Origin of the sequence: Paenibacillus sp. VMFN-D1, from assembly GCF_003386155.1 — a bacterium.
Classification (GTDB): Bacteria; Bacillota; Bacilli; order Paenibacillales; family Paenibacillaceae; genus Paenibacillus_AQ; species Paenibacillus_AQ favisporus.
Genome location: NZ_QRDU01000001.1, coordinates 2,619,988 through 2,646,783 on the forward strand (window position 1 = coordinate 2,619,988; position 26,796 = coordinate 2,646,783).

Here is a 26,796-nt window from a genome sequence, read left to right on the forward strand (position 1 = left end):
GAGGTGAGTTTCATTTTACAAAAAAGCATGACCCGGGGGCATTGGTCCAAACGGCTGCTCACGCCCCCTAAAATTCTGGTGTTCGGGTTTCTGATTATGATTGCTGCCGGGGCCCTGCTTCTGTCGCTGCCGGCAGCGTCGGCTACCGGCATCTCGATCGGGCCCCTGAACGCGCTGTTCACCGCAACTTCAGCCGCCTGCGTGACCGGCCTTACGGTCGTCGACACGGGAACGGCTTTTTCCGTGTTCGGACAAACCGTCATCCTGCTATTGGTCCAAGTCGGCGGCATCGGCTTCATGACGATGGCGACGCTGATCGCGCTCGTGCTGAACAAGCGGATTTCGCTGAGAGAGCGGCTGGTTTTGCAGGAAGCGCTGAACCACGGCACCATCGACGGCGTAGTCCGGCTGGTCAAGAAGGTTATTCTGTATTCCCTGCTGATCGAAGTAGTGGGGGCACTGCTGCTAGCGGTCCATTATGTCTTCTCCCTTTCCTTGCCGCTGGGCAAGGCCGTCTATTTCGGTGTCTATCACAGCATCTCGCTGTTTAACAACGCCGGATTCGATTTGATGGGAAGCGTGCAGGGACCGTTCAGCGGTATGGCCTCCTTCGTGAGCGACCCGTATATGAATATCGTCCTGATGGCACTTATTTTTCTGGGCGGGATCGGCTTTATCGTGCTGTCAGACCTGCTGGAATACCCGAAGGTCCGCAAAATCTCACTGCACAGCAAGGTTGTGCTCAGCGCGACTGCGGTGCTTGTCTTCGTCGGCGGCCTCGTCATTTTCCTGATGGAGGTCAACAATCCGCATACGTTGGGTCCGCTTAGTACCGGCGGCAAGATTTGGGCCTCGCTGTTCCAATCGGTGACGACCCGCTCCGGCGGTGTCAATACGGTCGATATCGGCGGCCTTCACCAGTCAACGCAGTTCTTCATGATCCTGTTGATGTTCATCGGCGCGGCTCCCGGATCGACCGGCGGCGGCATCAAGATTACGACGTTTGTGCTGCTCCTCGGTGCCGTGCATGCGATGATCCGCGGCCGGGAGGATGTCGTCCTGTTCCGCAAACGGATCGCCAAGGATGTGGTGTACAAAGCCATCACGCTGACGCTCCTGTCCATTCTGCTGATCATCCTGTTTGCCATGCTGCTGTCGGTGACGGAAGACCATGATTTTATGTCAATCCTGTTTGAATCGGCTTCGGCCTTCGGCACGACAGGCATCTCCATGGGACTGACCACCGAGCTCAGCCCCTTCGGCAAGGTATGGGTGATCTGCCTGATGTACCTGGGCCGATTGGGTCCGCTTACCCTCGCGTACGCGCTGACCCGGGACAGCAAGAAGGAGCCGTACAATCATCCGGAAGGGAAAATCATTATCGGTTAAACCCGTTGTGGGTCTCAACTTATGCGGGGATCGCAATTTTTTGAAATGAGGCTGTCGATATGAGTACTGAGCAACAAATGTATGATGAAGTTATTGAACTTATTAGAACAAGGTATCCGACAGGCTGGGGCGGCGCTGCAGCCGTCCGGCTTATAGACGGAACGATCCTCACTAGCGTGGCTCCGGAGGTCATCAACGACTCCACTCATCTATGTATGGAGACGGGGGCTATATTGGAAGCCCACAAGCTGGACAAGAAGGTAACGCATTCGATCTGCTTGGCACGGGATGACGAGATGTCGCCGTACAAGGTGCTCTCTCCTTGCGGGATCTGCCAGGAGCGCTTGTTTTATTGGGGACCGGGCGTGAAATGCGCCGTCACCGTCCCTGGTAACGAGCTCGTCTTTAAAACATTGGCGGAAATTCAGCCTTATCACTGGAGCACCGCTTATGACGATCTGAAAGAAAAATGGACGACGTCCTGATGCACTGCCGAATGCCAAAAGAGGCTCCCCTTCATGGGGAGCCTCTTTGTCTTACCGCGGCGTCATTACATCAGCTTCTGGATTTCATCCTTCAGCACCTCGGACTGCGGTCCGAACACCACCTGGACGGCGCCTTTGCCGAGCCGCATGACGCCGGAAGCGCCGAGCTGCTTCAGTCCTTGATCGTTGACGACCGACTCGTCTTTGACGACAAGACGCAGACGGGTAATGCATGCATCGATACTTTCGATGTTGTCCGTGCCCCCGATATTCGCGAGCACTCTGGCTGCCTTGCTGTCCGATGCCGCAACGCCCGCATCTGCTGCGGCGCCTTCTATTGCTTCGTCCGCCACCTGAACATCATCCTCCCGACCCGGCGTTTTCAGGTTGAGCTTCACGATCAGCACCCGGAACAGGACGTAATACACGACCGCGAAGACCAGACCTACCGGAATGAGCAGCAGCGGCTTGGTGGACAGCGGATAGTTCAGCGCATAGTCGATAAAACCGGCCGAGAATCCGAAGCCGAGCTTCACGCCCAGCGCATACATCACGTAACCGGCCACCCCCGCCAGTACTGCATGTATACCATATAGTACAGGAGCGACGAACATGAATGCAAATTCAAGCGGTTCCGTGATCCCTGTCAGGAATGAAGCGACTGCGGCACCGATAAAGATCGAGGCCACCGCCTTGCGCTTCTCCTTCTTGGCGGTATGGATAATTGCTAGTGCCGCTGCCGGCAGGCCAAACATCATAATCGGGAAGAAACCGGTCATGAACATGCCCGCGGATTTATCTCCCGCAAAGAACCGGTACAGGTCGCCGTGAACGACCTTACCTGCTGCGTCGGTATAATCCCCGATCTGGAACCAGACGATCGAGTTGATAATATGGTGCAGGCCGAACGGAACGAGCAGTCGGTTTGCGATCAAGTATACCGCGCTGCCGATTCCTCCGAGACTGACGATCCAGCGGCCGAACGTATCCAGCACGTCCTGGACAGGCCCCCAGATGAGGCCGAGAACGATGCCGACGAATACCATCGTGACGGACGTAATAATCGGCACAAAGCGTTTGCCGCCGAAAAATCCGAGCCAGTCCGGCAGCTTGATTTTATGAAAACGGTTGTATAAAAAGGCGGAAATCAGACCGACGATGATGCCTCCGAGAACCCCTGTGTTAAGCTCCGCGCCTTTATCCATAACGGTCGTAAACGCAAGCGGTACCTTAACCAGCACCTTTAAGAGAATAATGTGGCCGATGACGGCAGAGAGCGCGGCGACAGCGTCACCCGTCAATCCGATAGCCACCCCGACGGCAAAGATGAGCGGCAGGTTATCGAAGATCGTCGATCCGCCGGCATCCAGAAATGGTGCAATGTAGTGGTTCAGGAACCATCCCACCTGGTTGCCCAGGTGGAAGTCCTTAATATAGTCGATGTTGCCAAAACGCATCAGAATCGCCGCCGCCGGCAGCGTCGCCACCGGAAGCATCAGCGACTTCCCGATTTTTTGCAGAAATGCTAGCATGTTCTGTCATCCCTTTCTCGTCGAAAGTAGCTTTAGGATTTAAGCGTAACGCTCAGGATTTGGGTCTGTCCGGCGGTTACAGCCCCCAGCTTCGTTTCCATCTGCTCCACTTTGTCTTCGCTGTTCGTGATAATGACTGGCGTTACGGTCGGCAGACCTGCCGCGCGAATCGCCTCGATGTCGAATTCGATGAGCGTTTGCCCCGCCTTCACCTTGTCTCCCGTGTTGACCTGGCTAGTAAATCCGCTGCCTTTCAGCCCTACGGTGTTAATGCCGATATGAAACAGGAACTGCAGGCCGTTCTCATGCTCAACAATGACCGCATGCTTGGACTTGATCACGTGAGCCACGACGCCGTCAAACGGAGCGATCAGCTTGCCGTCGCCAGGCTCAATGGCGAGCCCTTTGCCCATATGTCCGCCTGCAAAGGCCTCATCCGGGACCTGATCAAGCGGTACAGCCGTACCTGTAAGCGGGGACGTAAATTCTAGCGTTTGCTGTTTTTTGGATTTCCATTTTGAAAACATGAATATTCCTCCTTGACGAAATCTGCGTGAATCTCCGATCGGTAGTCATCATCCGGGCTATGAAAAAAGGATCTTTTCCATTATGTCCAGGAACGGATGAACTATGTGGGAACCTGTTATATGCTTGCAGTTGGAAGCTGCCTGAGAACACAACCTTTGAAACGGAAGCGATTTCAAAACGTTGGGAGCTCCCTTCAATGCCACACACTCCTCCCCAAAAGACCAACAAAAAAAGCCAAGAATAGACTCCATGCAGGAATCGATTCTTGGCTCATGCCCAATGTTAAGGTAACACGCCAATTTCAAGTATTCACTTATGTGCCTATATTAAAACAAGATACGGCGGTACGTCAATAGCCAATCTATTCAATTTTGTATCCTGGTCGATAAGCTTTTACACTGGAATGTTACTCAGGCTGTGGATACGGCTGCGACTGCGACTGCATCTGTGACTGAGGCTGCGACTGCGACTGTGATTGCGGTTGTGATTGCGGTTGTGACTGTGACAGCGGCTGTGTCTGCGCTTCCGAACCTTGCTTATTCCGACTGCGGAAATTCCCAACGATCAGCAGCGCTGCCGGTATAACGAATCCCGGGAACACCGCCATCATCGGGTAAACGATTCCGGACCATTCCAGCTCCGCCGTATTCCGAAGAACCCAAAGGGACAACGGCAGCAGCAAAAAGAAAAAGGGAATCACCAAGCTCTTGTAATTAATTACGTCAAAGCACTGCACGGTTGTAATCACGGTACCATAGAAGCAAATCAGAAGCTTCATGAACGATGTAATCAGCCAGATAATGCCTACAATGACCTCTGCCCGTTCCAACACTCGCTCAATCCGGATCTCGCGTGCCACGTCATAGACAGCATAAGGGGATCGGGCCGTCATGTCCACGCCAAGCACCATGATCGTGATTACGCTGAGCAGTGCGCCGGAGATCAGGGTCCCCACGCTGGTGACATAAAAATATTTTTTTATTTTTTGCTGGTTTTGTACAAACGGGATCAACAGGAGGCAGATGGAAATTTCCAGCGAAGGGAAACCTAGCAGTGGATAACCCGCCTTAATCGCCGGCATTACCCCTTCGGGAAACATCGGAAACAGCTCGCCCGGATGCATTTTAGGGATCAAGAGCAGCGCTGTAATGACAAAAACGCCCATCGCCCACGGATACAAAATTTCCCCCGTCCTTCCAATAACTTCAATCCCTAAATAGCAGCCGTAAAGCACCGGGATTAAGATAACCACCATATTAACAACCAGCGGCGTTTGAGGGAGTACGACCGAGCCGATAAAATTGCCGATATTCCGTGCCACATAGGCGGTCAAAATCAAAAAATAAAACATATATACTACTGCTATGGCCGAACCGAACCATTTACCCGTCAGTATGCGGCCGTACTCGATAATCGTCTGTTTTGGATATCGAAAACCGAGTTTCATATAGAGCGTAATGAGACCGAGCTGAATGATTCCAACAATGATGACGCTGAACCAGGCGTCTTGTCCAGCAATGGACACAAGTGTATGCGGCTGAACGAGCGCGGCCGTGCCGATAATATACAAATACATCAGCAAAGCAAACTGCAGAGCCGAAATTTTGCCCTTATCCATGGATCACCTTGCCCTCCGACACCCATTGCATGACCGGCTTGGCGATAGGTCCGAAAACATGGCCCATCACGATCACAAAAGACGGCAGCGGGATGTCCATGATCAGCATGATATACAAAAACCCACCGAACAGCATGATCGTCGTTGAAATCCATAGTTCCTTTTTTGACGCCTTCCGCCTGAGCGCAATAAAATTCAAGATCACAGCTGCAAAGGTTGCTGCGGTAATGATATAATCGGGACCCACAAGAAACACCTCACTTCATATTTTGCAGATAGGATTGATTGCGGACTCCCATCGAATAGATCTCCACATCGGCACTTACGACCGTCCGGATTTCGGGGAACAGCGTGTCCCATTTTTTCTTATTGGCTTTCCAGTATGACGGGCTGGCCTTATATACCAGGTTCCCATATCCCAGAGCATCACTGTCCAGTTCATGCTGAAGGGTCGAAATGGTGCCGTCCACCATCTTGATAACCTGCTGTTCGGCTTCTTTTTCCAGCCAGCTGATCGTTTCCTTTTTATCCACCTTGACTTTGTGACTGTTCACATCAAACACATTCGCCTTCTGCTTGATATGGATGACGACTTCAGGCTTGCCCCGGCTGAACCGGGCTTTCACCGAGGCCTTGCTGTGAAGGATCGCGACATGTACCTTTCCGTCCTCAACGGGAATCGGCACGACAAGCCGCTGCACTTTATTTTTGATGATGGCAAGCCCCTTGGATTCGCTTTGGTTTAAATAACCCACCAGCTTTCCGTTTTTGAACACAGCCATATTTCCGATTCGCAAATAGCCGTCAGGTGAAATCTTCTCTACATTTTCCTTCGTTCCCGCCTTTTCAGGATCACCGACAAACTCAACGCTGCCGGTGACGGCCATTGCCATGGGATTGTCCAATGTGAGAATAAAATCCTTCATACTGACGGGATAGGCTGCGCTAGCCCGCTTATTGTAGCTTTCTAGCGTTTTGTACATTTGCTTCACCGGCAATTTCTCCATGTTCGTCAAAGTTTCCAATACTTGGGCCGCTGTCCCGTGTTTCGCGACAAGCATAGAAAAATCGATCCGGATTTCCGGGTCCCGGTCAATCAAATCGAATAAATCAAAAACCCCTTTTTTCGCCAAGTCTTCACCGATAATCATCATTTGGTTGTGGGCGAAATAAAAGCGGCGCGGCGCGACGTTGTCCATATTCTGCAATGCGTCCAGCATAGTTTTTCCCCTTCCGATATATTTCGTCACCGGGATGCCGCTGGTTCCACCGCCTCCGCCCGGACTGCTCTCTGAAGCCTGACTGGGCACCACCACCTGCAGAGTCAGGAGAATGTTATCCGGATTGTCGGGATCTTCGTCCAGTCCAATGCCCAAAACGATGGAGAGCTGGTCCAGAAACTTAATATCCCAGCAGCCTGACAGGGACAGCAAGAGCACCAGACATATAGTGATATAGCAGATCCGTTGAAACATATCAGCGCTCTCTCCCTTCATGGCCAATCTCGAATACAGTTTTTGACGTTTCACATCATATCCGGTTACACTTCGCTCGGATCCTGTGTTTGATGCGGCTCATTCTCATCCCGGTCCGCTTGCTGATTGCCCATCGCGCCTTCCCGGAACCGGACCGGGTTATTCCTGCTGATCAGCTTAGGTCTCTTCTTCATATAATCCTGAGGCATGCGCAGCATTGAATCTTTCATATCCGGATAGATCATCGGCGCATACGGAGCCATATAAGGAACATTCAGAGACTTAAGGCTGCAAAGATGCAGAACAAGGATCAGCAGCATACAGGCAATCCCGTAGATACCAAACATCGATGCCGCAATCAGCATGGCAAAACGGAGCATCCGTGCGGCAATCCCGATGTTATAGGCCGGGGACACGAAACTCGCAATGGCCGTCAGCGATACGACGATAACGACGACCGGGGAGACTATCCCGGCTTCGACTGCGGCCTGCCCCAGTACCAGGCCCCCCACGATCGAAATGGTGTTCCCGACGGACCGGGGCATCCGCACGCCGGCTTCCCGCAAAATTTCAAAAACCGTTTCCATGATAAAGGCCTCGACAAAGGCGGGAAAAGGAACCCCCTCCCGCTGCACTGCAAGCTTCAGCAGCCAGGAAGTCGGAATCATCTCTTGGTGAAATCCGATGATGGCCACATAAAAGGAAGGCAGCAGCAGGCCGATGAGAAACGAGAAGTATCGCAGAAACCGAATTAAACTCCCCACATCAAACCGGTTGTAATAGTCTTCCGCCGCCTGAAAGAACATATTAAAGGTGGAAGGAAGCAGCAGAACAAACGGGGTTCCGTCAACTAGGATCGCTATCCGGCCTTCCAGCAGGCTTGCGGCGATCACGTCAGGACGTTCGCTGTGATAGATGGTTGGAAAAATCGTCTTATTCGTATTTTCGAGAAGCTCCTCAATATACCCCGACTCCAGGACGCCGTCGATATCAATGACCGAGAGACGTTTCCGGACCTCGTCCACATTTTTTTCGTCCACGATGCCGTGAATATACATGATGCCTACGTCGGTTTGCGTCACTCTCCCCAGCTGCATTTCTTCCAGCCACAGATTGGGACTTTTGATTTTCCTTCTGAGCAGCGCCGTGTTCGTTCGAAGCGATTCCGTAAAGCCTTCGCGCGGGCCTCGGATCACTGTCTGCGACTCCGGCTCAGTGACGCTCCGCCGTTCTCCGCCTTTGGTGCTGGCGATAACCGCACTGCCAATCCGATCGATAAAAAGCAGCGTATCTCCGGACAGCAGATGCAGGTACAGCTTGCTCCAATCAGAGATCTGGTAAATCTCACCGGCGGCCAGCGCCTTTTCCTTGAACTGCTGCAAAAATTTCCTGTCTTCTTCTGACGTTATGCCTCTATACCCTCCATGAGAATCTTCTCCGAGCTCGTCTTCGGCCTCGTATCGGGCTTCGCCTTCTTTTCGTCCTTCCCCCGCATCCTGCTCCAATTCCCATGCTTCTACAAGCTGTGCTTCCGATGCGAACTGCTTGATTTCATTCAAGACGGTTTCAATCGCAAACTCCGAAACCGATGTCGGGTCTACCAGACCGTCAACATATACAAAAGCAACTTTCCTGCCGAAGTTCCGGGCAAGGATTTCACGGATGACTATATCACCGCTTTCTCCCATGTCCCTTTTCAAACGATCCAGATTGCTTTTTAAATCAGAGGACAGCCTGTCCGGGTGCAGCTCTGCCGGATCCGTCCCCACGGATTCCTGATACGGTGAGCCGTTCTTCCCAGCCCGGTTTGAAGGCTGCTGTTGTGTTGAAGCATTGCGGGATTTCTTTTTGCCAACCATCCGGGTCTCCACCTTGTCCATTTATGATGCTTATACTTTCCAAGTCAGGGTAATTTCATCCAAATCGGTCTCCATGCAAGCACAAAAAAACGCAGGGTACACCCCTGCGCTGCTTAAAAATGGCAACTACTCTTTTTTCAGTTTCTGGAACAATCCCTGCCGCCGGCTTACTAAGCCTTTCTCCAAGGCATAACGCGTCAGCTGAACCCGGTTCTCCAAATGAAGCTTCTGCAGTATGTTTTTCAGATGGTTTTTAACCGTCTGGTCAGAAATCTTGAGCTCGGCGGCAATTTCCTTGTTGGTGAGCCCTGAAGCCACCCAATTTAAAATTTCGCGCTCCCGCGCGGTAAGCGTCTCATGATGCTCCGGACTCTTGGGGGCAAGCGGAAATTCCCTTAAAATTTGCGTGGCAAGTTCCCGGCTGAGCGGCGCTTCGTCGCTCATGATCCCCCGTAAATACTCAAGCCATGTCGACGGGGATAAATTTTTGAGCAGATAGCCCTGCGCTCCCTGCTTTAACGCCTCGAACAAATGCGTCACATCATCCGACACCGTAATCATAACGATTTTGACGTAAGGATACTGCAGCTTGATCTGCCTTGTCGCCTCCAACCCGCCAATGCCCTGCATTTGGATGTCCATCAGGATCAGGTCGGGCATCAATAACTCGGTCATACTTACGGCTTCCTCGCCGCTGTGGGCCATGCCGACCACTTCAAACGCCGGGTCAGCCGACAGGATTTCGGTCACCGCTTCGCGCGCATGAGCGGAGTCATCGGCAACCAGCACTCTGAACGTATTCAATGGTTATGGGCCTCCTTTCTGATCTCCACCCGGCTGCCCCGCTGCATCGGCAGAATCAGCATTTTCCAGCCAAGCTCCTCGGCGCGCTCCTTCATGATCCGAAGGCCGTATCGGTCCTTCAAATGAAAAGGGTCCGTATGAATCCCCCGCCCGTTGTCATCGACGAAAACCGTCCAGCCCCGGCCGTCCAGCGTGCCTTTGATCGTCACCTTGGTGGCATGGGCATGCTTGTGAATGTTCAGCAGCGCTTCCCGGATGCAGGCCAGAAGCTCTACTTTTTCCTTGGCGCTCAAAGCCGCATCCGGAATGGACCATTCGATCCATGGCTGGATCAGCGTCTCCTTGGCTGTAAGTTCAATCCTTGAACGCATCGAAGCCTGATATTCGCCCTCCTCCGGCGATTCCGGATAGCGAAGATTGGCGATCGCCTGCCGCACGTACCGGTTCACCTCATGAACCGATTTGCGCAGCTCCTGGAAGTCCGCCGATTCCCGGGCTCCCCGGCCGCGCGACTCCGCCCGGTCCATCTTGACCGACAGCAGAAACAGAGACTGCGCGATGCCGTCGTGCAGTTCTCTTGCAAGCAGATCCCGTTCTTCCAGGGCTGCTTTTTCCGCCCGCTCCCGGTTCAGCTCCTCCTGCACCTGTTCCAGCCTCCGGAACAGCATGCTAAGCAGGGTCATGCTGATAAAGAACAGAAACACCGGCGTAAGAAAATTACCCACCTTCATCGATATATAGGGCATCAGAAACGCATGCCTCGCATATTCCCATATCCCTACAGCCAGTGTTGGAATAATCAATATCATCCACTTGATTTGTTTATAGGACATGCCTTGATCCGCACCTTCCCCGGGCACTCCCGGCATATTCAGACTTGTCTCTATTGTATCACGGCCCGCCCGGCGTATGTTAGAACGGTTCGTGTCACATACTACGAAGCGAACTTGTCTTTGTTTGGACGTTTGGATGGAAGCATCGACAACGAACAACCGGGAGGACCTTATGCGCACACGGCTTTATGCAACGCTATCCATGCTGCTTTTGACGATTTCGGTGACGGCTGCTCCGGCGGCGGGGGCTTCTCCCGTAAACCAAGGCAGAGAGTACTATGAACAAAGGGGAGACGTCATCTGGGAGATTCCGAACCGGGAAAAGATTATAGCACTGACCTTCGATGACGGGCCGGATCCTGAGGATACGCCGCAGATTCTCGACCTGCTGAAGCAGTATCACGCAAAGGCAACGTTTTTTGTCGTCGGCAAACAGGTTCAGGAGCACCCGGAGCTGGCCAAGCGGCAGGTGGCCGAAGGCCATGAGCTTGCCAACCACACCTTCGACCATATGTATTTTAACCGCCGGAGCTCACCGGAGGTCATCGTGCGGGAGCTGCGGGAAACCCAGGAAGCCATATACCAGGTTACCGGTAAAAAAACCTACCTGTTTCGCCCTCCCGGAGGATATTATAACGACCGTATGATCCAAATTTGCAAGAAGGAGGGTTATCTCGTCGTCATGTGGTCCTGGCATCAGGACACCTGGGACTGGAACCGGCCGGGCGTCGCCAAGATCGTGAACAAGGTGCTGAACAACGCGCGCAACGGCGACATCGTCCTGATGCACGACCACGTGGAGGGCAAGTCCCAAACCGTCGACGCGTTAAAACAAATCCTGCCTGAACTGCAAAAGCGCGGATATCGCTTCGTTACCGTATCGGAGCTGGTAGAGTACAACATTCCTTGAGGGGCGTTTACAAGCGCCCCTTTTTTGGCGCTTCCTCCCCGGGCCATTCACGTTGGAATTGCGCAAGAAACTGCTCCATAAATGCGTGGCGGGCAGCAGCCTCCCGCTGTGCCGCCGGCGTACTCATCAGATCTTTCAGCTTCAGCAGCTTCTCGTAAAAATGGTTCACCGTCGTCCCCTGCCGGCTGCGGTATTCCTCCTGGGTCATGCTAGTCCGAGGCGGCTCGTCAGGGTCATACATGAGTCTTCCCCGTGATCCGCCAAAGGCAAACGTGCGGGCAATGCCGATCGCTCCGATGGCGTCCAGACGGTCTGCGTCCTGAACGACCCGCCCCTCCAAAGTCGACATGGGCCTGCTGCCTCCGCCGCCATAAGACATTGTCCCGATGATCTCCAGTACATGATCCACGAGCGCGGCATCCGCTCCATGGTCCGTGAGCCAAGAGGAAATAGCTGCCATGCCCTCCTCTTTCGAAGACACGATTTTCTCGTCGGCCAGGTCATGAAAAAGGGCTGCCAGCTCGCAGACGACCGGGTCGGCCCCTTCCTGATCCGCCAGCCTCTTCGCCCACTCCGCCACCCGGTAAATATGCCACCAGTCGTGGCCGGACGGCTCAGACTTTAAACGATCCTTCACGTATTCCCTTGCTTCCATAATCATTTGGCTTGTCACCATATGCTTTCCTCCTAGCAGCTTTATTTTTCTGAACAATCGCGGTTGAATCCGAACATATATTCGCCTATAATACAATGCATAGCTCTTTTAATAAATGAGGTGAAATGATGATCAACCGAACCTGTGAACCGTCGGCGAGTTTCAATTCTACCATGAAAGAGGCTGCTTGGACACAGACCAGCCGCTTGTTGGAGGAATCCCTCCGCCGTCACCTGAAAGTAACCCTGCACCTTGCCGGTGCCGGACCCGAACAAGAAATCCGGGGCTTCGTCACCGTGATCAACACCTATCTGGAAGAGATCAAGTTCAGAGCTGAAGACGAATGGCTGTGGATCAAATTCAGCGAGATCACTTCTGCGCATACATAAAGCCGGCTTGAAGGAACGACAGGAGTCCTTAGCGAAAAGGTTACAAGGGAAACCGGCTTATATCATATTGGAATACAACGGTTTCCCTTATACATATTACTGAGCAAACGGAGGAATTAGCTATGACCGATGATCTGAAATATCCTATCGGGCTTTGTGAAACGAAGAAAGATCTGAACGAGGATGAGCGGACAGCATTGATCGGCGAAATCCGCAACCTGCCTTTGAAGCTGCGTCAAGCTGTCAGCGGATTATCCAAGGAGCAGCTGGACACGCCTTATCGGCCGGGCGGCTGGACCGTCCGTCAAGTCGTGCACCATGTCGGAGACAGCCACATGAACAGCCTGATTCGGCTTAAACTTGCTTTAACCGAGGATAATCCGGTGATAAAACCTTATGAGGAGCAATTATGGGCTGAACTTGCGGATTCCGCGCTGCCTGATCCGGAGATTTCCCTGGACCTGCTGGAGGCGCTGCATGTCCGTTTTGTGCTTGTTCTGGAAAGCTTGAGCGGTGACCAGTGGCTCAGAACTTACACCCATCCCGCGAGCGGAGAAACCAATTTGAACGAGCATCTATGCACTTATGCCTGGCATGGCAACCACCATCTTGCGCACATCACAACCCTCAAAGAACGAATGGGCTGGTAAGGCGGGATTCAGGTTCTTCGGTATGACGCCCTTCCTCAAATGAAATACTAACCAAAATGGTATGATTGAGGCAGGTGTTCTCATGAGTAAAATCTTGTCCATCTACGGCAGAGATGTGAAAAACATTGTCACGAACTGGGCCGCGCTCGTCATCATCGCCGGTCTTGTTATGCTTCCTTCCCTGTACGCCTGGTTCAACATCAAGGCATCCTGGGATCCCTACGGCAATACCGGCGATATTGCGATTGCCGTCGCGAACAACGACAAAGGGACGACGATGAAGGGACAGTCGCTGAATCTCGGCAAGGAGGTCGTCGCCTCGCTGAAGGACAATCATAAGCTGGGCTGGAGGTTCGTCTCCGAGGCGGACGCCATGCGAGGCGTTCGGCACGGGGATTACTATGCGAGCATCATCATCCCGGACAATTTTTCGGCCTCGATTGCCACGGTGCTGTCGGACAACCCGACCCACGCCGAAATTTTGTATTATGTGAACGAAAAGATCAATGCGGTATCCCCGAAGATTACGTCTTCCGGAGCCAGCGGCATCATCCAGGAAGTCAGCAAAAATTTCGTCAAAACCGCCAACGGCACGATTTTTAAAATTTTCAACGAGCTTGGCATCGAGCTGCAAAATCAGCTGCCGACCATTGAGAAGGTCCGCTCGCTGGTGTTTGAGCTGGAGAAAAATTTCCCGGAAATCAACCAAGCCGTAAACACGGCGGCGCAGGACATCCATACGACCAACGAGCTGGTATCCAAAGCTCAAGGGGCGCTGCCCATCGTGACCGACCTGGCCAAGAACGGGCAGCAGTTGGCTGCTGGTCTGGACGATTTTATGGGCAAGGCTTCCACGGCTGCCAAGGATATCGCGCCGAACGTAAAGCAGGATCTGCTGCTTCTGCAGCAGACTTCCATGGCTACGGAGCAGCTGACCGCGCTGCTGAAGGATCCCGACGTCGATCCGCAGACTGCGCTTGATGCGCTGGACCGGATATCCTCCAGGTTAACTACCGGCCTGGAAGTGCAGGAAGCGCTGATCAGCTGGTTCGACCGGCTGAACCAGACCGCAGGCGGCCGACTGGATTTCGTCAGCTCCAAGCTGAAGCAGGTCCGGGACAAAATGCAGTCTCAGCTGACGCTTGTCAATCAAATCCGCAGCGGGGTAAAGAAAGGCGAGAAACCGGCCATGGATCTGGTGAATAAGCTGAACACCATCTCCGGCGACGTATCCGATCTACTAGGGGACATCCTCGGACGGTATGACAGCGAAATTCAGCCGGCGATCGCAAGCGGGCTGCAGAAGGCGGTCAAGTCCGCAGCCGAAGCGAAGAAGGTGATGGATTCTGCGGTACAGAGCCTGCCGGACGTCAAGAAGGTGCTGTCCGACGCTTCCAAGGGATTGGCGATCGGCACGCAGGGCATTTCCGTCATCCAGAAGGAGCTTCCGGGCGTGGAAGCCAAAGTCAAGGAGCTGGCGGACCGGATGCGCAAATTCGAATCGGAGGGAAACTTGCAGGAAGTCATCGACCTGCTGAAAAACAACTTCCAGCAGGAAGGACAGTTTTTCGCCGAGCCTGTCGTGCTGAAGGAGAATCAGCTGTTTCCGATACCGAATTACGGATCCGCCATGTCCCCCTTCTTCTCAACGCTGGCGCTCTGGGTCGGAGCGACGCTGCTCGTATCCCTGGTGACGACGGAAGTGCATTCGCCTGCAGCCGGAACGGATTATAACAGCGTCCAGATTTATTTCGGCCGGTTCCTGACCTTCCTGACGCTGGCGCTGCTGCAATCGGTCCTCGTCACGGCAGGCGATATCTTCCTCTTGGGAACCTATGTGGTGGACAAAGGCTGGTTCATCTTATTCGGATTGGTCAACAGCGCTGTCTTTATGCTGATCGTCTACACGCTCGTTTCCGTGTTCGGCAATGTCGGCAAGGCGCTTGCCATCGTTCTGCTGGTGCTGCAGCTGGCCGGATCGGGCGGGACCTTTCCGATCCAGACGACACCGCCTTTCTTCCGGGCGATCCATCCGTTCCTTCCGTTCACTTACGGCATCAGTATGATGCGCGAAGCGGTGGGAGGCATGATATGGAGCGTCGTCCGCAGCGATCTGCTCATCATGTGCGTGTATGTCGTAATCACGCTCGTGATTGGTCTTGCGCTGAAAGGGATCATCAACCAGCTTGCCGCAGGCCTCGTCAAGAAGGCGAAGGAAAGCAAGCTTATCCATTGATCATGGTATAAACCAAACAAGCCTCCCCAGCAGTCCAGGCTGCTGACGGGAGGCTTTATGATTCATGCCTGTTTCATTATTGATCCAATGTATAAGGTGCAAGGCCGGTAGGCATCGGTGCAGGAGGCGTGCAGGTGCTTTGCATCTCGTAATGCTTTTTCTCATCCGAAGCATCATGGAACGCCCACATCGCTTCCAACACATGGTACGCCAGCTCACCGGAAGCCCGGTGAGGACGACCACTCTGCAGCGCGTAAGCCATGTCAGCTGCAGCGATACCGCGGGTATTCTCCGCGTAGCCGAACAGCAGCGGCTGTTCCTTCCACTCGGCTTCGCCGGCAATCCGGTACTGCACCTTGCCGCCGAAGTTGTTCGGATCAGGTACGCGCAGCGTTCCTTTTGTGCCGTAAATTTCGATGTTTGGCAGATTGCTGCCGCCGAATACGTCAAAGCTGGTGATGATCGTTCCAATCGCACCTTCGGCGAACTGGATCAGCCCGGCGACGTGGGTAGGGATTTCCACCGGTATTTTTTGACCGTATTTTTTGGAACTGGTGATCGTTCTTTCTTCCAGCGCCTTGCCGGTCATACCCGTGATGGTCTTGATCGGACCGAGCAGCTGCACGAGTGCGGTCAGGTAGTACGGCCCCATGTCGAACATCGGTCCTCCACCGGCCTGATAATAAAATTCGGGATCCGGATGCCAGGTCTCGTGTCCGCCGCCGAGCATGAATGCCGTCGCGGCGACCGGACGGCCGATCAGCCCATCCTGGATCACTTTGAGGCAGGTCTGAATTCCGGCGCCGTAGAACGTTTCGGGCGCGCAGCCCACGCGCAGGCCTTTTTCCTTGGCGAGCTGGAGCACCTTCTGCCCATCTTCACGGGTGACGGCCAGCGGCTTTTCAACGTATACATGCTTGCCGGCCTCAAGAGCCTGCAGGCAGACCGACGCGTGCGCAGCCGGGATCGTCAGGTTGATCACGATTTGAATTTCGGGATCCGCGAGCAGCTCTTCAGGGGAATACACTCTGGGTATGCCGAATTCGGCTGCTTTTTCTGCGGCACGCTCCTTATCGATGTCTGCGCAAGCTACCAAATCCAGAACATCGAATTTTTTGCAGTTTTCCATATAAATGCTGCTGATTTTCCCGCAGCCGATAATGCCTACTTTGATCTGCTCCAAGAATAACCCTCCCCTTAATATTGGCTGTCTGCCATGCCGTTATATGCGGTCTCCGGCTTCCAGTCGGAGCCGGCTTCTTTGCCTTCGGCTGCCCATACGAAGCCGCGTCTCATCATTTCCTTCACCTGTGGCATGTCGACGATATCCGCATGGTGCCCGAGCGAATTGTAGAAGACGCGTCCGCCACCCCAGTACTTCGTCCAGACTACCGGCATGTCAACCGGTTTGTTGGCCGAATGCGGGCCATGAACGACCGGGAAGCGGGTCGTGGCGTGAACCTCCACCGCCGGATCCACATGCAGGTAATACTGCTCGCTCGCGACCTCGAAGTCCGCGATCCCTTGCAGCAGGGAGCCTTCCTCTTCGTCTGTCACGTTAACCATGTATCGAACCCCGTCATTCCCCGGGTGGGCGACCCACTGACCGCCAGTCATGAACTGCCAATCGACCTGCGTCCGGAAGGAGTCGCACATGCCGCCGTGGCAGCCGGCAAGGCCCACGCCGCTCTGCACGGCCTCCGACACGTTGCCCACCAGCTCATTCCGGATTTCTCCCATCGTCCAGCAAGGGACGATCAGATCAAGACCGAGGAGCTTCTCCTTGTCGGCAAACGCTTCCAGCGTATCCGATACTTCTACTTCAAACTGCTCGGCTTCCAGCACATTTTTAAAAATCTCTGCCACCTGCTTGGGCTCATGGCCATCCCATCCGCCCCATACGATCAGTGCTTTTTTCATGCGGCACGCTCCTTGTCTATGCTTGATATGCTCGCTATTCGTTGTTCAATACCTTCGCCTGATTGGCCTACATTTCCGAAATTTCCACCCAGCGCCGCTCCTCTACGGAACGCTCCACCGCCTCAAGCACAGCCTGGCATTTCACACCGTCGTTGAAGTTCGGGGAAGGCTGTCTGTCCTCGTGAATCGCTTCCATCAGCTCCAGCATTTCATGCGTAAACGTATGTTCGAAGCCGATGGTGTGTCCGGCCGGCCACCAGGCATGCGAATACGCATGAGCGGCGTCGGTCGCAAGCACCCGGCGGAAGCCCTGCACATCCTCCTGGTCGTCAGTAAAGTACACTTCCAGCTCGTTCATCCGCTCAAAATCAAACTTGACACTGCCTTTGCTGCCGTTGATCTCGAACGAGTTCGTGCTGCGGTGTCCCGCCGCAAACCGGGTCGCCTCAAAGCTACCGAGTGCGCCTCCTGTGAACCGGGCCATAAACAGGGTTGCATCATCGACGGTCACTTTGCCCATCGGTCCGCCCAGACTGCCTTTGGCGCTGAGTCCGGTCATATTTTCTGCGAGCGGTCTCTCCTTGATAAACGTTTCGCTCATGCCGATGACTTCCTGAATATCGCCGACGAGGTAGTGGGCCAAGTCGATCAGATGGGCCCCAAGGTCGCCGTGAGAGCCCGAACCCGCGATATCTTTCTGCAGCCGCCATACTAACGGGAAGGCAGGGTCCAGAATCCAGTCCTGCAGAAACCAGGCGCGGAAATGATAGATCTGTCCCAGCCGGCCGCTTTCGATCAGACTTTTCGCCAGCCGGACCGCAGGCGAGAACCGGTAGTTGAAGCCGACCATGTGCTTCACTCCCGCCTCCTCCGCAGCCTTCAGCATTTCACGCGAGTCGGCAAGCGTCAGGGCCAGCGGCTTCTCGCAAAAAATATGCTTCCCTGCCTTGGCTGCAGCCAGCGCGATGTCCTTATGCGCATCACTCGGCGCGTTGATGTCGATCAGGTCGATGTCATCCCGCGCCACCAGGTTTCGCCAATCCGTCTCCGTTTCGGCCCAGCCGTACTGCCCGGCCGCCTGCTGAACCGCATCGGCATCACGGCCGCAAATCGCAGCCATCTGCGGCTGAATCGGCGCCTCCGGGAAAAACATAGGCAGCGCCCGGTACGCATTGCTGTGGGCCTTCCCCATAAATTTGTAGCCTACCATGCCAATTCGCAGCGCTTTCATTTCCATCCGAATTCCTCCATCTCTTTGGTATATTGGACTTTCTGGCTCATCAGAGCCGCAGATTCTGGGACGATGCCCGAATGACCAGCTCCGTCGGAAGCATGATCCGAAAGGGTTGACCCGGAGCCGATGCTCCCTGCTCCAGCCGCTTCAGCACTTCAGCGACCGCAATTTCCCCCATTTCATAGAAAGGAACCTTTACGCTGCTCAGCTCAGGCGTCGTTACCTGTGAAGCATCCGAATTATCGTAGCCGAACATGGCCGGAAAACGCTCTTCGGACAGCCCATGGTCCCGGAGACCCTGCATCAAACCGATGGCCATCCGGTCGTTTGCGGCAAAGACGGCATCCACCTGATCAATGACCTTCATTAATTCGGAAGCAGCGGTGATGCCGCTGCTGCGGCTGAAGTTTCCGCGGAAAATCAGTTCCTCCTCCAGCACCAAACCCGCCTCGGCCAGCGCTTTCTCGCAGCCTTGAAGGCGATCCCGGCTGTTGGAGTAGGTCAGCGGCCCATTCATGAACGCGATCCGGCGATATCCCTGTTCGATCAGATGGCGGACCGCCATATAGCTTCCCTGTACATGGTCTGCATCGACCTCACTGAAGGGCTCGCCTTCAAAGTGCTGATTGATCAGGCAGAAAGGCAGTCCTTCCTCTGCGAGACGGCGAAGGGCCAGCAGTTCATCCGGATCATCCTTCGCCCCAAGGATGATGCATGTATCGATTTTATGCGCATGAAACCAGCGGACATAATCCATGGACTCGCCGGGCGTCTGAAACAGCAGCAGGATATCATGACCCAGCTCTCGGGCTTTGCTGCCGATACCGCTTAAAATTTCCGAGAAGAAAAAGCTCGAAAACATATGCACCTTCGGCACATATGGAAGAACGACACCAATGTTGCCGCTGCGGCTGGTCGCAAAGTTACGGGCCAGTGCACTGGGAACGTAATTCAGCTTCTTGGCAGCTTCCATGACGCGTTGTCTCGTTTCTTCTTTCATAGGGCCGACTCCGTTGAGCACCCGCGACACGGTCGCTTCCGATACCCCGGCTAGTTCGGCCACCTCTTTGCGGGATGCGATGGCAACTCCCCCTTTTCCGAATGATGTACGCGCGTACATTTTCTCACCTAACCATCCTATTGTCAAGGCAAGTTTTTCAAAAAACGCTCCGATTTCGACGGTTTAACCAAATAAAAAGCGACCGAACCGGAGACTTCCCGCTGGGTCGCTTTTTATTTAATCGATTACTATATCATATTTCCGATCTCGTCAGCCAAACTTTAATTCTGGCAATCACTTCATTGATGTTCAGCGGCTTGCTCAAATAGTCGGACGCGCCGGCCGCCAAGCACTTATCCCGATCCTCTTTCATCGCCTTGGCGGTCAACGCAACAATCGGCAGATCGGTCATCTCCAGCGTCTGGCGGATATTCCGCATCGTCTGGTAACCGTCCATTTCCGGCATCATAATGTCCATCAGAATCATATCGATATCCGGTTCGGCCTGAAGCAAGTCCAGGCACTCGTATCCGTTTTGTGCGGTGAGCACCTGCATATTATATCTCTCCAAGGCATTGGCCAGCGCATATACGTTTCGAATGTCGTCGTCAACAACGAGGATTTTCTTCCCATCGAACAAGGCCGAGTCTTCCAGGAACATATCCTCTGCGGCCGGCGGATCGGCGGCAGGCTCCTCCGCATAAATCCGACTCCCCACAGGACGCGCTGCTTGCGCCGAAGCCGTACTTAACGGACCGGAGATGGCTGCCGCTGCCTCGGCTTGCATCACAAGCATCGGCGACTCATCGACATACTCGGTCTGGTATGGGAGGTATAGCGTGAACGTGCTTCCTTTCCCCGGTTCGCTCTCCACGACCAGCTCTCCTCCCAGCAGTTTGGCGAATTGAAGCGAGATGGACAGTCCGAGTCCTGTGCCGCCATATTTCCGCGCTGTTGCTCCATCCGCCTGTTTAAAGGCCTCGAAGATCACCTGCTGCTGCTCCTCGGTAATTCCGATTCCGGTATCGCGAACCGCGAAGGCCAATGTCTCATAAGGCATGGAAAACTGCGGGGTCGAAACCGAGTCGAGCTTGTATATGCTTAAAGACACTTCCCCGCGTTCGGTAAACTTGAACGCATTGGACAACAGGTTCCGCAATATTTGATGGAGTCTTAACTCGTCGCTGAAAAAGACGTCGCCTACGTTCGGCGCGATTTCCACTTTGAAGTCCAGCGACTTGGCCTCGGCCGTTTTGGCAAAGTAGCGGTACATGATCTCCGGCAGCTCACTCGCGTTGATCGAACTGATATCCAGCTGGATCTGTCCCGATTCTACCTTGGACAAATCCAAAATATCGTTGATCAGCCGTAATAGGTCCGTACCGGAGGAATGGATGACCTTGGCGTAATTGACCTCTTCCTCCTGCAGCGTTCCGTTTTTGTTCTCCGACAAAATCTGGGACAGAATAAGCATGCTGTTCAGCGGAGTGCGTAACTCGTGCGACATGTTAGCCAAAAACTCGGATTTATAATTGGAACTAAGCTTCGCCTGTTCCGCATATTTTTCCATCTCGGCCGCCGCTTCTTCCGCCTGCGCCTTCTGATATTCCAGTTTGTCATTCAAGCTTTGTAGCTCGTCGGTTTGCATCTGCAGCTCTTCGGACTGAACCTGCAGTTCCTCCGTCTGCACCTGCAGTTCCTCAGACTGGGCCTGAAGCTCTTCATTCATCGTCTGGGCTTCCATATACAAGCGCTGGATTTGCGCTCGGTTGATCACGCTGTGCATCGTGACGCCAACCGTATCCAAGAGCTGCTGAAGCATGTCCAATTGGTGCTTGCTGAACGTCACCAGCGCGGCAATCTCTATAACAGCCAGCGTCCTGCCCTCGAATACGATCGGAGCAACAGCAATATAGGTCGGAACGGCGCTCCCCAATCCCGAGGAGATGTGTATGTAGTTGTTCGGTACCCGGTCCAGCGTGATCATGCTCTGATCGGCGGCACACTGACCGACAAGCCCCTGACCCCAGGCGATGACCGATTTGCCTGCCTCATCTTCGTGTTCTCCTGCATAGGAAGCGAGCCGCACCAGCTCCTCCTCCTCCTTGGCTTCGTACAATACGATATAGGGCACCTGGAAAATGGAAGCGAGCCGATTGACAAACACGCGGCTTAGACTGGCCAGGCTCGTTTCGTTCTGAAGCAGTGTAGCGGTGGCGGCAATCTGTTCCTTCATTTCATTCTGCTGCTGCACTTCCTGAAGCAGGTCGTTCGTTGCACTGCCGAGTTCTGCGATTTCATCCCGTGTGCGGGTATGGATGCGCTTGTTCAAATTGCCGCCTGATGCGATGTCACGGATCGTGCCCGTAACTTCCTTGATCGTCGTTACGATATTTCTGGAGATCAGGACGGCTGCTGAGATGGAAACTGCCGCGAGCACAACCCAAAGAAGATAGATGATTGTGATCAGTCTGCGGTTATTGTCCTCAAGCGTCTGCACCCGCTCGCTCGTCAGCCCTTTCTCCCTGTCCAAAAACGCCGTTAATTTTTCCCGCATGGCATCCATTTCCGGCTTGCCCGGGTCACGTTGGAAAAATGTCCGAACTTCAGCATCCTGACCGCTGCGCTTCATCTCAATGGACGGCTTGCCTGCGATCTCAATCCATCGGTCGATATTGGCCTTGATGTCCTCCAGATTTTTCTGCTGCTCAGGATTGTCCGCCAGCAAACGATACAGCTGGTTGTACTCGCTCTCCCATTTCGAGCTGGCCGCCGTGTACGGCTCCAGATAGCTCGAGTCTCCCGTGATCATATATCCGCGCTGGCCTGTCTCCATGTCCAGCAAGGACTTTTCAATGCTGTGGGCCAGGTCATGGACCTCGATGTCATGCTGGCTGATAAAATCGGTTTCCCGCTGCAGCGAAGCAACCCGGCTCGAAATCACTCCCAGGAACACCACGACGCACACGAGCACAAAAATATATCCAAGAATAATCTTGGACCGAATGCTGAGCCTCATCTTTCCTAACAAAATCGAAACCTCCATCCAACGGGTGTTCTCTTTCTTCTAATTACTGTAGAGTGACCAGTTCATTCAATTAAGTATTTTAGAACTTGTTGGAACGAATTTCAACAACTAGAGTTCTCTTCGAGGCAGGATGAACCGTTGACGGGCCGCATCACTGAAGCCCGCTGCAGGTGGTTTCCAGTGGATCCGCCAAAGCAGTCCTTTGTATATTCGTATGAAAACGTATGGATAACAACTGTGTCCATTTTCGTCTAATCGATGATTCTCTTACTCGAGTTCAACAGATTTCCCACGCTGCTGCAGCAAAAAAAGCCTCCGCGGCTTTAACCGCGAAGGCCTTCTTCCCTTCATTCTTCAAGATATTATCCCAGGACAACCCTGTCGTCGGACAGCTTATGTCCGCTGATTTGCTCGAATTCAGCCAGCAGCTCTTCGACGGTCAGCGTCTTTTTTCGCTGTTCGTTGATATCCAGAATGATTCTGCCTTTGTCCATCATGATCAAACGGTTGCCGAGCCGGATTGCCTGCTCCATATTGTGCGTGACCATCAGGGTCGTCAGGTTCAGCTCCCGGACAATCCGGTCGGTGAGCCGCGTGATCAGCTCTGCCCTTGCAGGGTCCAGCGCCGCGGTATGCTCATCCAGCAGCAAAATTTGCGGCTTGGTGAATGTGGCCATCAACAAGCTGAGTGCCTGACGCTCTCCTCCGGACAGCAATCCGACCTTCGCCCGCAGCCGCCCTTCCAGGCCGATGCCGAGCTTGGACAGCTCTTCCTTGAACATCGCCCGCCGGCCGGACTTGATGCTCAGCCCCAGTCCTCTCTGCTTGCCTCTCGTATAAGCCATCGCCAGGTTTTCCTCGATCGTCATGTGAGGAGCGGTGCCCGCCATCGGATCCTGAAATACGCGGCCGATCCAGCGGCTCCGGCGGAATTCCGGCAGCTGGCTGATCACCGCTCCCTCGATCCGCACATCCCCTGCGTCGGGCTTCATGACGCCGGAAATGATGTTCATCAGCGTGGACTTGCCCGCCCCGTTACTTCCGATCACCGTGACGAAGTCGCCGGGATTCAGCTTCAGCGAAATGTTGTGCAGCGCAATTTTCTCATCCGGCGTGCCCGGATTAAACAGCTTTGATACTCTGCTCAGCTCCAGCATTAGAAATCACCTCCGACCGTCCGGCTTGTTCTGCTGCCCAGCTGGCTGGACAGCTCTTCGGTTCGGCGCTTGGCCAGCTGCTTCTGTCGAAGAGCGCGCCTTGCGGTTGGAAGTACCAAAGCGATGATCACGATGATGGCCGTGATGAGCTTCAGGTCGGACGTATCGAGCCATTCCACCCGGAGCGCGAGCGCCACGACGATCCGGTACACGATCGCCCCGAGCACGACGGAAATGGTCGTATGGATCACATTCGTCGCTCCGAATATCGCCTCACCGATAATGACAGAAGCCAGCCCGATGACGATCATGCCGATCCCCATGGAAATATCCGCAAATCCTGACTCCTGGGCAACCAGTGCGCCGGAGAGGGCGACCAGTCCATTGGCCAGGCTGACGCCGAGAACCGTCGTCGTGTCTGTATTGGCGCCGAAACTGCGGATCATCCGTGCGTTATCTCCCGTCGCGCGTAAGGCAAGCCCCAAATCGGTCCGCAGGAACATATTCAGCAGGAGCAAAATCAGGATCACCGCGATCGGCATCGTAATGAAAGCGTTCACTGATGAAAAAACGGTGCTTTCCCCAAGCAGGGACGTGTTCGGTTTTCCCATAATCCGCATGTTGATCGAATACAGCGCAATCATCATGATAATACCGGATAACAGTGCATTGATTTTCCCCTTGGTATGGAGAAGTCCGGTACAAATTCCCGCGAGAAGCCCGCCGCCGAACGCCGCCAGGCTTGCCAGCCACGGATTGTAGCCGTGGGTAATCATCACGGCGGCGATTCCGCCGCCGGTGGTGAAGCTGCCATCCACCGTCAGATCCGGAAAATCAAGAATGCGATAAGTGATATATACGCCGAGCGCCATCAGCGAGTACAGCAGCCCGAGCTCAAGTGCTCCCAGTAGTGAATCCAGCATGGTGTCAGCCTCCCTTATGACGAAGGGAGTGGACGAAGATTCCGGCCACTCCCCATCGCTCGATTACTGAATAATATCGTTTTCTTTGTCCGTTACTTTGTCTTTCATGGCGTCGGTTACTGTGATTCCCTGCGCTTCAGCCGCCTTCAGGTTCAGAATCAGGTCCAGTTTCTCCTGCACCGATACCTTCATGTCGCCCGGCTTCTTGCCGTTCTTCAAAATATCGACCGCCATCTGGCCTACCTGGTAGCCATGGTCGTAGTATTTAAAACCGACCGTAGCGAAGGCGCCCTTCTCGACCGTATCCCGGTCGCTGGAGAAGAACGGAATGTGCTTCTCGTTCGCCAGCTGGATAATGGAATCGACGCCGTCAACAACGGTATTGTCCAGTGTAATGAACAGCGCATCCACCCGTCCCACCAAGGACTCGGCGGCCTGTTTCACTTCCGATGTGTTAGTTACCGCCGCGCGCACCAGCTTGATGTTATGCTTTTTCAGCGTTTCCTCGGCATTTTTGGCCATCACGATCGCGTTAGGCTCGCCTTCGTTAATGACAATGCCGACGTTCTTCACGTTCGGGAAGCTCTCAGCAATGAAGTCCATCAGACGTTGAACCGCTACCGGATTTGTGTCCGAGCCCCCGGTTACGTTGCCCCCTGGCTGATCCAGGTTTGAGACGATCTTGGCATCCAACGGATCGGTAACCGCCGCGAACAGCACCGGCGTATCTTTCACCTGCTGAACGAGCGCTTGCGCCGAGCCGGTAGAAATGCCGAGCACGAGATCATTTTTGCCGGAGGCGATCTTTTGGGCAATGGAAAGGTTGTTAGCCGGATCTCCCTGCGCGTTGTTGAAATCGATCTTCAGATTATCGCCTTCCGTAATCCCCGCATCCTTCAATGCGGCGATGAAGCCCTCGCGCGTGGCATCCAGGGAAGGATGCTCGACGATTTGCGAAATGGCTACGGTGTAGGTCTTTTTGTCTGTGCTACCTGCATCGGTCCCGGTTCCGCTACCTGACCCGGCTTCACTGGACTTGGTGCCCGAGTTTCCGCAGCCGGCCGCCATGGTTACGAGGAGTGCGGACATCACGACGGATAATAGCAAATTTCTCTTTTTCATGTTCATAACCCCTTCCGATTCTCTTCTTTAACGCTGTCATATACGAAAGCATTAAAGTAAATAAGTGCGAAAAATACCGTATCAGGCGGAGCACACGGGTGCATGAACTGCCTGCCCGGATATTTTTCATAGAATTAAATAACCACTGGATTATTCATTATCATAAGGGGCACTGCCAATATACGTCAATCAATAAGTTGCAAAAAAGCACAGGTTTTTCCGGGCTTTTGCGGCCTTACGCTTCCAGCTCCCGGACAAGATCCTGCAGCTTCATCTCCGACATGCTGGAAATCATCATGTCATAGCCTTCAAAAGGGAAGGTCTGGGTCATCAAGTTAGGCACGATCACCGTATGTACGCCTGCTCCTTTGGCTGCAATAAAGCCGTTAAGCGAATCCTCAAAAGACACAGCCTGATCCGGAGTTACCTCCAGCTTCCGCAATGCCAGCAGGTACAGCTCGGGATCCGGTTTGACCTTGGACACGAGGTCCGCAGTACAAATAACGTCGAAGTAAGATTCCAGTTCGAATTTGTTGAAATATGGCTCAATCCAGTTGTAATAAGAGCTTGATGCCAGCGCGATCTTCAGCCCGAGCCGCTTGGCCTCCGCCAAATAGTCCACAACCCCCGGTCTGACTTCAACATCCTTAAGCAGTTCCCGGTAGATGACATTGACCTGTTCCTTGACGAGGGCCGGATCCACTTCCCTGCCCAGGCACTCGGACAAATACGTATACGGATTAAATACGTCGAAATTGGTGCCGACGCACTTCGCGTACGTCTCCAGCGGCAGTTCGGTGCCATGCTCCCGGTAAATCTCACAGAAAGCGTGATAGGCCGGCGTTTCGGTATCGACGATGAGACCGTCAAAATCAAAAATCAATGCTTGAATCAAGCCGTTCACCCCTTCTTTATCTTAGTCGATGGGCTGTAAAGCCGCATTAATAGATTCGCCTTGCAGCAGGGCTATTCCTCCCTGATATCACCATGTAGTCAAACAGGCCGCGATTCAGGAACCGCAGCCTGTGCACAAATATAAAGCTGTCATT

At 53.8% G+C, this 26,796-nt stretch carries 24 protein-coding genes; 6 read left to right on the plus strand and 18 right to left on the minus strand.

The features are described 5' to 3' along the window. The first annotated feature begins 27 nt into the window (after positions 1-27). Together C7820_RS11955 and C7820_RS11960 are read left to right on the plus strand one after the other, a co-directional pair. Positions 28-1,389 (plus strand): TrkH family potassium uptake protein, encoded by a 1,362-nt coding sequence (locus C7820_RS11955; protein WP_116231112.1) that lies wholly within the window; start codon positions 28-30, stop codon positions 1,387-1,389. 59 nt (positions 1,390-1,448) lie between these two features. Next, positions 1,449-1,874, plus strand: coding sequence for a cytidine deaminase (locus C7820_RS11960; RefSeq protein ID WP_116231113.1), 426 nt, complete (start codon positions 1,449-1,451; stop codon positions 1,872-1,874). Positions 1,875-1,939: 65 nt separating this feature from the next. Here C7820_RS11960 and nagE read toward each other — a convergent pair whose 3' ends face one another. The 8 genes from nagE to C7820_RS12000 form a co-directional block, all read right to left on the minus strand. Next, a complete protein-coding gene (gene nagE / locus C7820_RS11965) occupies positions 1,940-3,406 on the minus strand; it encodes an N-acetylglucosamine-specific PTS transporter subunit IIBC (RefSeq protein WP_116231114.1) in 1,467 nt (488 codons plus the stop codon). 32 nt (positions 3,407-3,438) lie between these two features. Continuing rightward, complete coding sequence (locus C7820_RS11970) at positions 3,439-3,933, minus strand: PTS sugar transporter subunit IIA (protein WP_116231115.1); 495 nt, start codon at positions 3,931-3,933, stop codon at positions 3,439-3,441. A gap of 407 nt (positions 3,934-4,340) precedes the next feature. Continuing rightward, positions 4,341-5,552 (minus strand): GerAB/ArcD/ProY family transporter, encoded by a 1,212-nt coding sequence (locus C7820_RS11975; protein ID WP_116231116.1) that lies wholly within the window; start codon positions 5,550-5,552, stop codon positions 4,341-4,343. After that, positions 5,545-5,799 (minus strand): hypothetical protein, encoded by a 255-nt coding sequence (locus tag C7820_RS11980; protein WP_076167713.1) that lies wholly within the window; start codon positions 5,797-5,799, stop codon positions 5,545-5,547. Before C7820_RS11980 ends, C7820_RS11975 begins: the two co-directional genes overlap by 8 nt. Before the next feature lie 10 nt (positions 5,800-5,809). Beyond that, complete coding sequence (locus tag C7820_RS11985; RefSeq protein WP_181909006.1) at positions 5,810-7,027, minus strand: Ger(x)C family spore germination protein; 1,218 nt, start codon at positions 7,025-7,027, stop codon at positions 5,810-5,812. Positions 7,028-7,092: 65 nt separating this feature from the next. Continuing rightward, entirely contained in the window at positions 7,093-8,886 is a 1,794-nt protein-coding gene (locus tag C7820_RS11990; RefSeq protein WP_258875219.1) for a spore germination protein, read from the minus strand. Between the two features lie 126 nt (positions 8,887-9,012). Further along, positions 9,013-9,690 (minus strand): response regulator, encoded by a 678-nt coding sequence (locus tag C7820_RS11995; protein WP_116231118.1) that lies wholly within the window; start codon positions 9,688-9,690, stop codon positions 9,013-9,015. Further along, positions 9,687-10,523, minus strand: a complete 837-nt coding sequence (locus C7820_RS12000; RefSeq protein WP_116231748.1) for a sensor histidine kinase — start codon at positions 10,521-10,523, stop codon at positions 9,687-9,689. The genes C7820_RS11995 and C7820_RS12000 overlap by 4 nt, the downstream gene beginning before the upstream one ends. Before the next feature lie 172 nt (positions 10,524-10,695). Here C7820_RS12000 and C7820_RS12005 point away from each other — a divergent pair, with 172 nt between their 5' ends. Further along, positions 10,696-11,433, plus strand: coding sequence for a polysaccharide deacetylase family protein (locus C7820_RS12005; RefSeq protein ID WP_089546638.1), 738 nt, complete (start codon positions 10,696-10,698; stop codon positions 11,431-11,433). 7 nt (positions 11,434-11,440) lie between these two features. On the opposite strand, the gene C7820_RS12010 is transcribed toward C7820_RS12005, so the two are convergent. Further along, positions 11,441-12,109: an HD domain-containing protein gene (locus C7820_RS12010; RefSeq protein ID WP_116231119.1), complete on the minus strand. Its 669-nt coding sequence runs from the start codon at positions 12,107-12,109 to the stop codon at positions 11,441-11,443. 107 nt (positions 12,110-12,216) lie between these two features. Between C7820_RS12010 and C7820_RS12015 the strand changes: the two genes are divergently transcribed. From C7820_RS12015 to C7820_RS12025, 3 genes are all read left to right on the plus strand, one after another. Next, positions 12,217-12,477, plus strand: a complete 261-nt coding sequence (locus C7820_RS12015; RefSeq protein WP_181909007.1) for a YolD-like family protein — start codon at positions 12,217-12,219, stop codon at positions 12,475-12,477. A gap of 122 nt (positions 12,478-12,599) precedes the next feature. Continuing rightward, complete coding sequence (locus C7820_RS12020) at positions 12,600-13,127, plus strand: YfiT family bacillithiol transferase (RefSeq protein ID WP_116231121.1); 528 nt, start codon at positions 12,600-12,602, stop codon at positions 13,125-13,127. Positions 13,128-13,209: 82 nt separating this feature from the next. Then, complete coding sequence (locus tag C7820_RS12025; RefSeq protein WP_116231122.1) at positions 13,210-15,363, plus strand: YhgE/Pip domain-containing protein; 2,154 nt, start codon at positions 13,210-13,212, stop codon at positions 15,361-15,363. Positions 15,364-15,439: 76 nt separating this feature from the next. Here the strand turns inward: C7820_RS12025 and C7820_RS12030 are convergent, their stop codons facing one another. The 9 genes from C7820_RS12030 to C7820_RS12070 all read right to left on the minus strand — a co-directional run bounded on the left by C7820_RS12030 (position 15,440) and on the right by C7820_RS12070 (position 26,642). Next, positions 15,440-16,546, minus strand: coding sequence for a Gfo/Idh/MocA family protein (locus tag C7820_RS12030; protein WP_076167738.1), 1,107 nt, complete (start codon positions 16,544-16,546; stop codon positions 15,440-15,442). Between the two features lie 14 nt (positions 16,547-16,560). After that, entirely contained in the window at positions 16,561-17,283 is a 723-nt protein-coding gene (locus C7820_RS12035; protein ID WP_116231123.1) for a ThuA domain-containing protein, read from the minus strand. A 67-nt stretch (positions 17,284-17,350) separates the two neighbouring features. After that, the gene (locus C7820_RS12040; protein WP_116231749.1) at positions 17,351-18,514 is read right to left on the minus strand and encodes a Gfo/Idh/MocA family protein; all 1,164 of its coding nucleotides are present in this window, start codon (positions 18,512-18,514) and stop codon (positions 17,351-17,353) included. A gap of 49 nt (positions 18,515-18,563) precedes the next feature. Continuing rightward, positions 18,564-19,637, minus strand: coding sequence for a LacI family DNA-binding transcriptional regulator (locus C7820_RS12045; RefSeq protein ID WP_116231124.1), 1,074 nt, complete (start codon positions 19,635-19,637; stop codon positions 18,564-18,566). 133 nt (positions 19,638-19,770) lie between these two features. Beyond that, a complete protein-coding gene (locus tag C7820_RS12050) occupies positions 19,771-22,548 on the minus strand; it encodes a CHASE3 domain-containing protein (protein WP_116231750.1) in 2,778 nt (925 codons plus the stop codon). Positions 22,549-22,907: 359 nt separating this feature from the next. Then, positions 22,908-23,702, minus strand: coding sequence for an ABC transporter ATP-binding protein (locus C7820_RS12055; protein ID WP_116231125.1), 795 nt, complete (start codon positions 23,700-23,702; stop codon positions 22,908-22,910). Next, positions 23,702-24,625: an ABC transporter permease gene (locus tag C7820_RS12060; protein ID WP_116231126.1), complete on the minus strand. Its 924-nt coding sequence runs from the start codon at positions 24,623-24,625 to the stop codon at positions 23,702-23,704. The genes C7820_RS12055 and C7820_RS12060 overlap by 1 nt, the downstream gene beginning before the upstream one ends. 63 nt (positions 24,626-24,688) lie before the next feature. Beyond that, on the minus strand, positions 24,689-25,747 hold the full coding sequence (locus C7820_RS12065; RefSeq protein WP_116231127.1) for an ABC transporter substrate-binding protein: 1,059 nt from the start codon (positions 25,745-25,747) through the stop codon (positions 24,689-24,691). A 235-nt stretch (positions 25,748-25,982) separates the two neighbouring features. Next, positions 25,983-26,642, minus strand: coding sequence for an HAD family hydrolase (locus C7820_RS12070; RefSeq protein WP_116231128.1), 660 nt, complete (start codon positions 26,640-26,642; stop codon positions 25,983-25,985). Between the last annotated feature and the right edge of the window lie 154 nt (positions 26,643-26,796).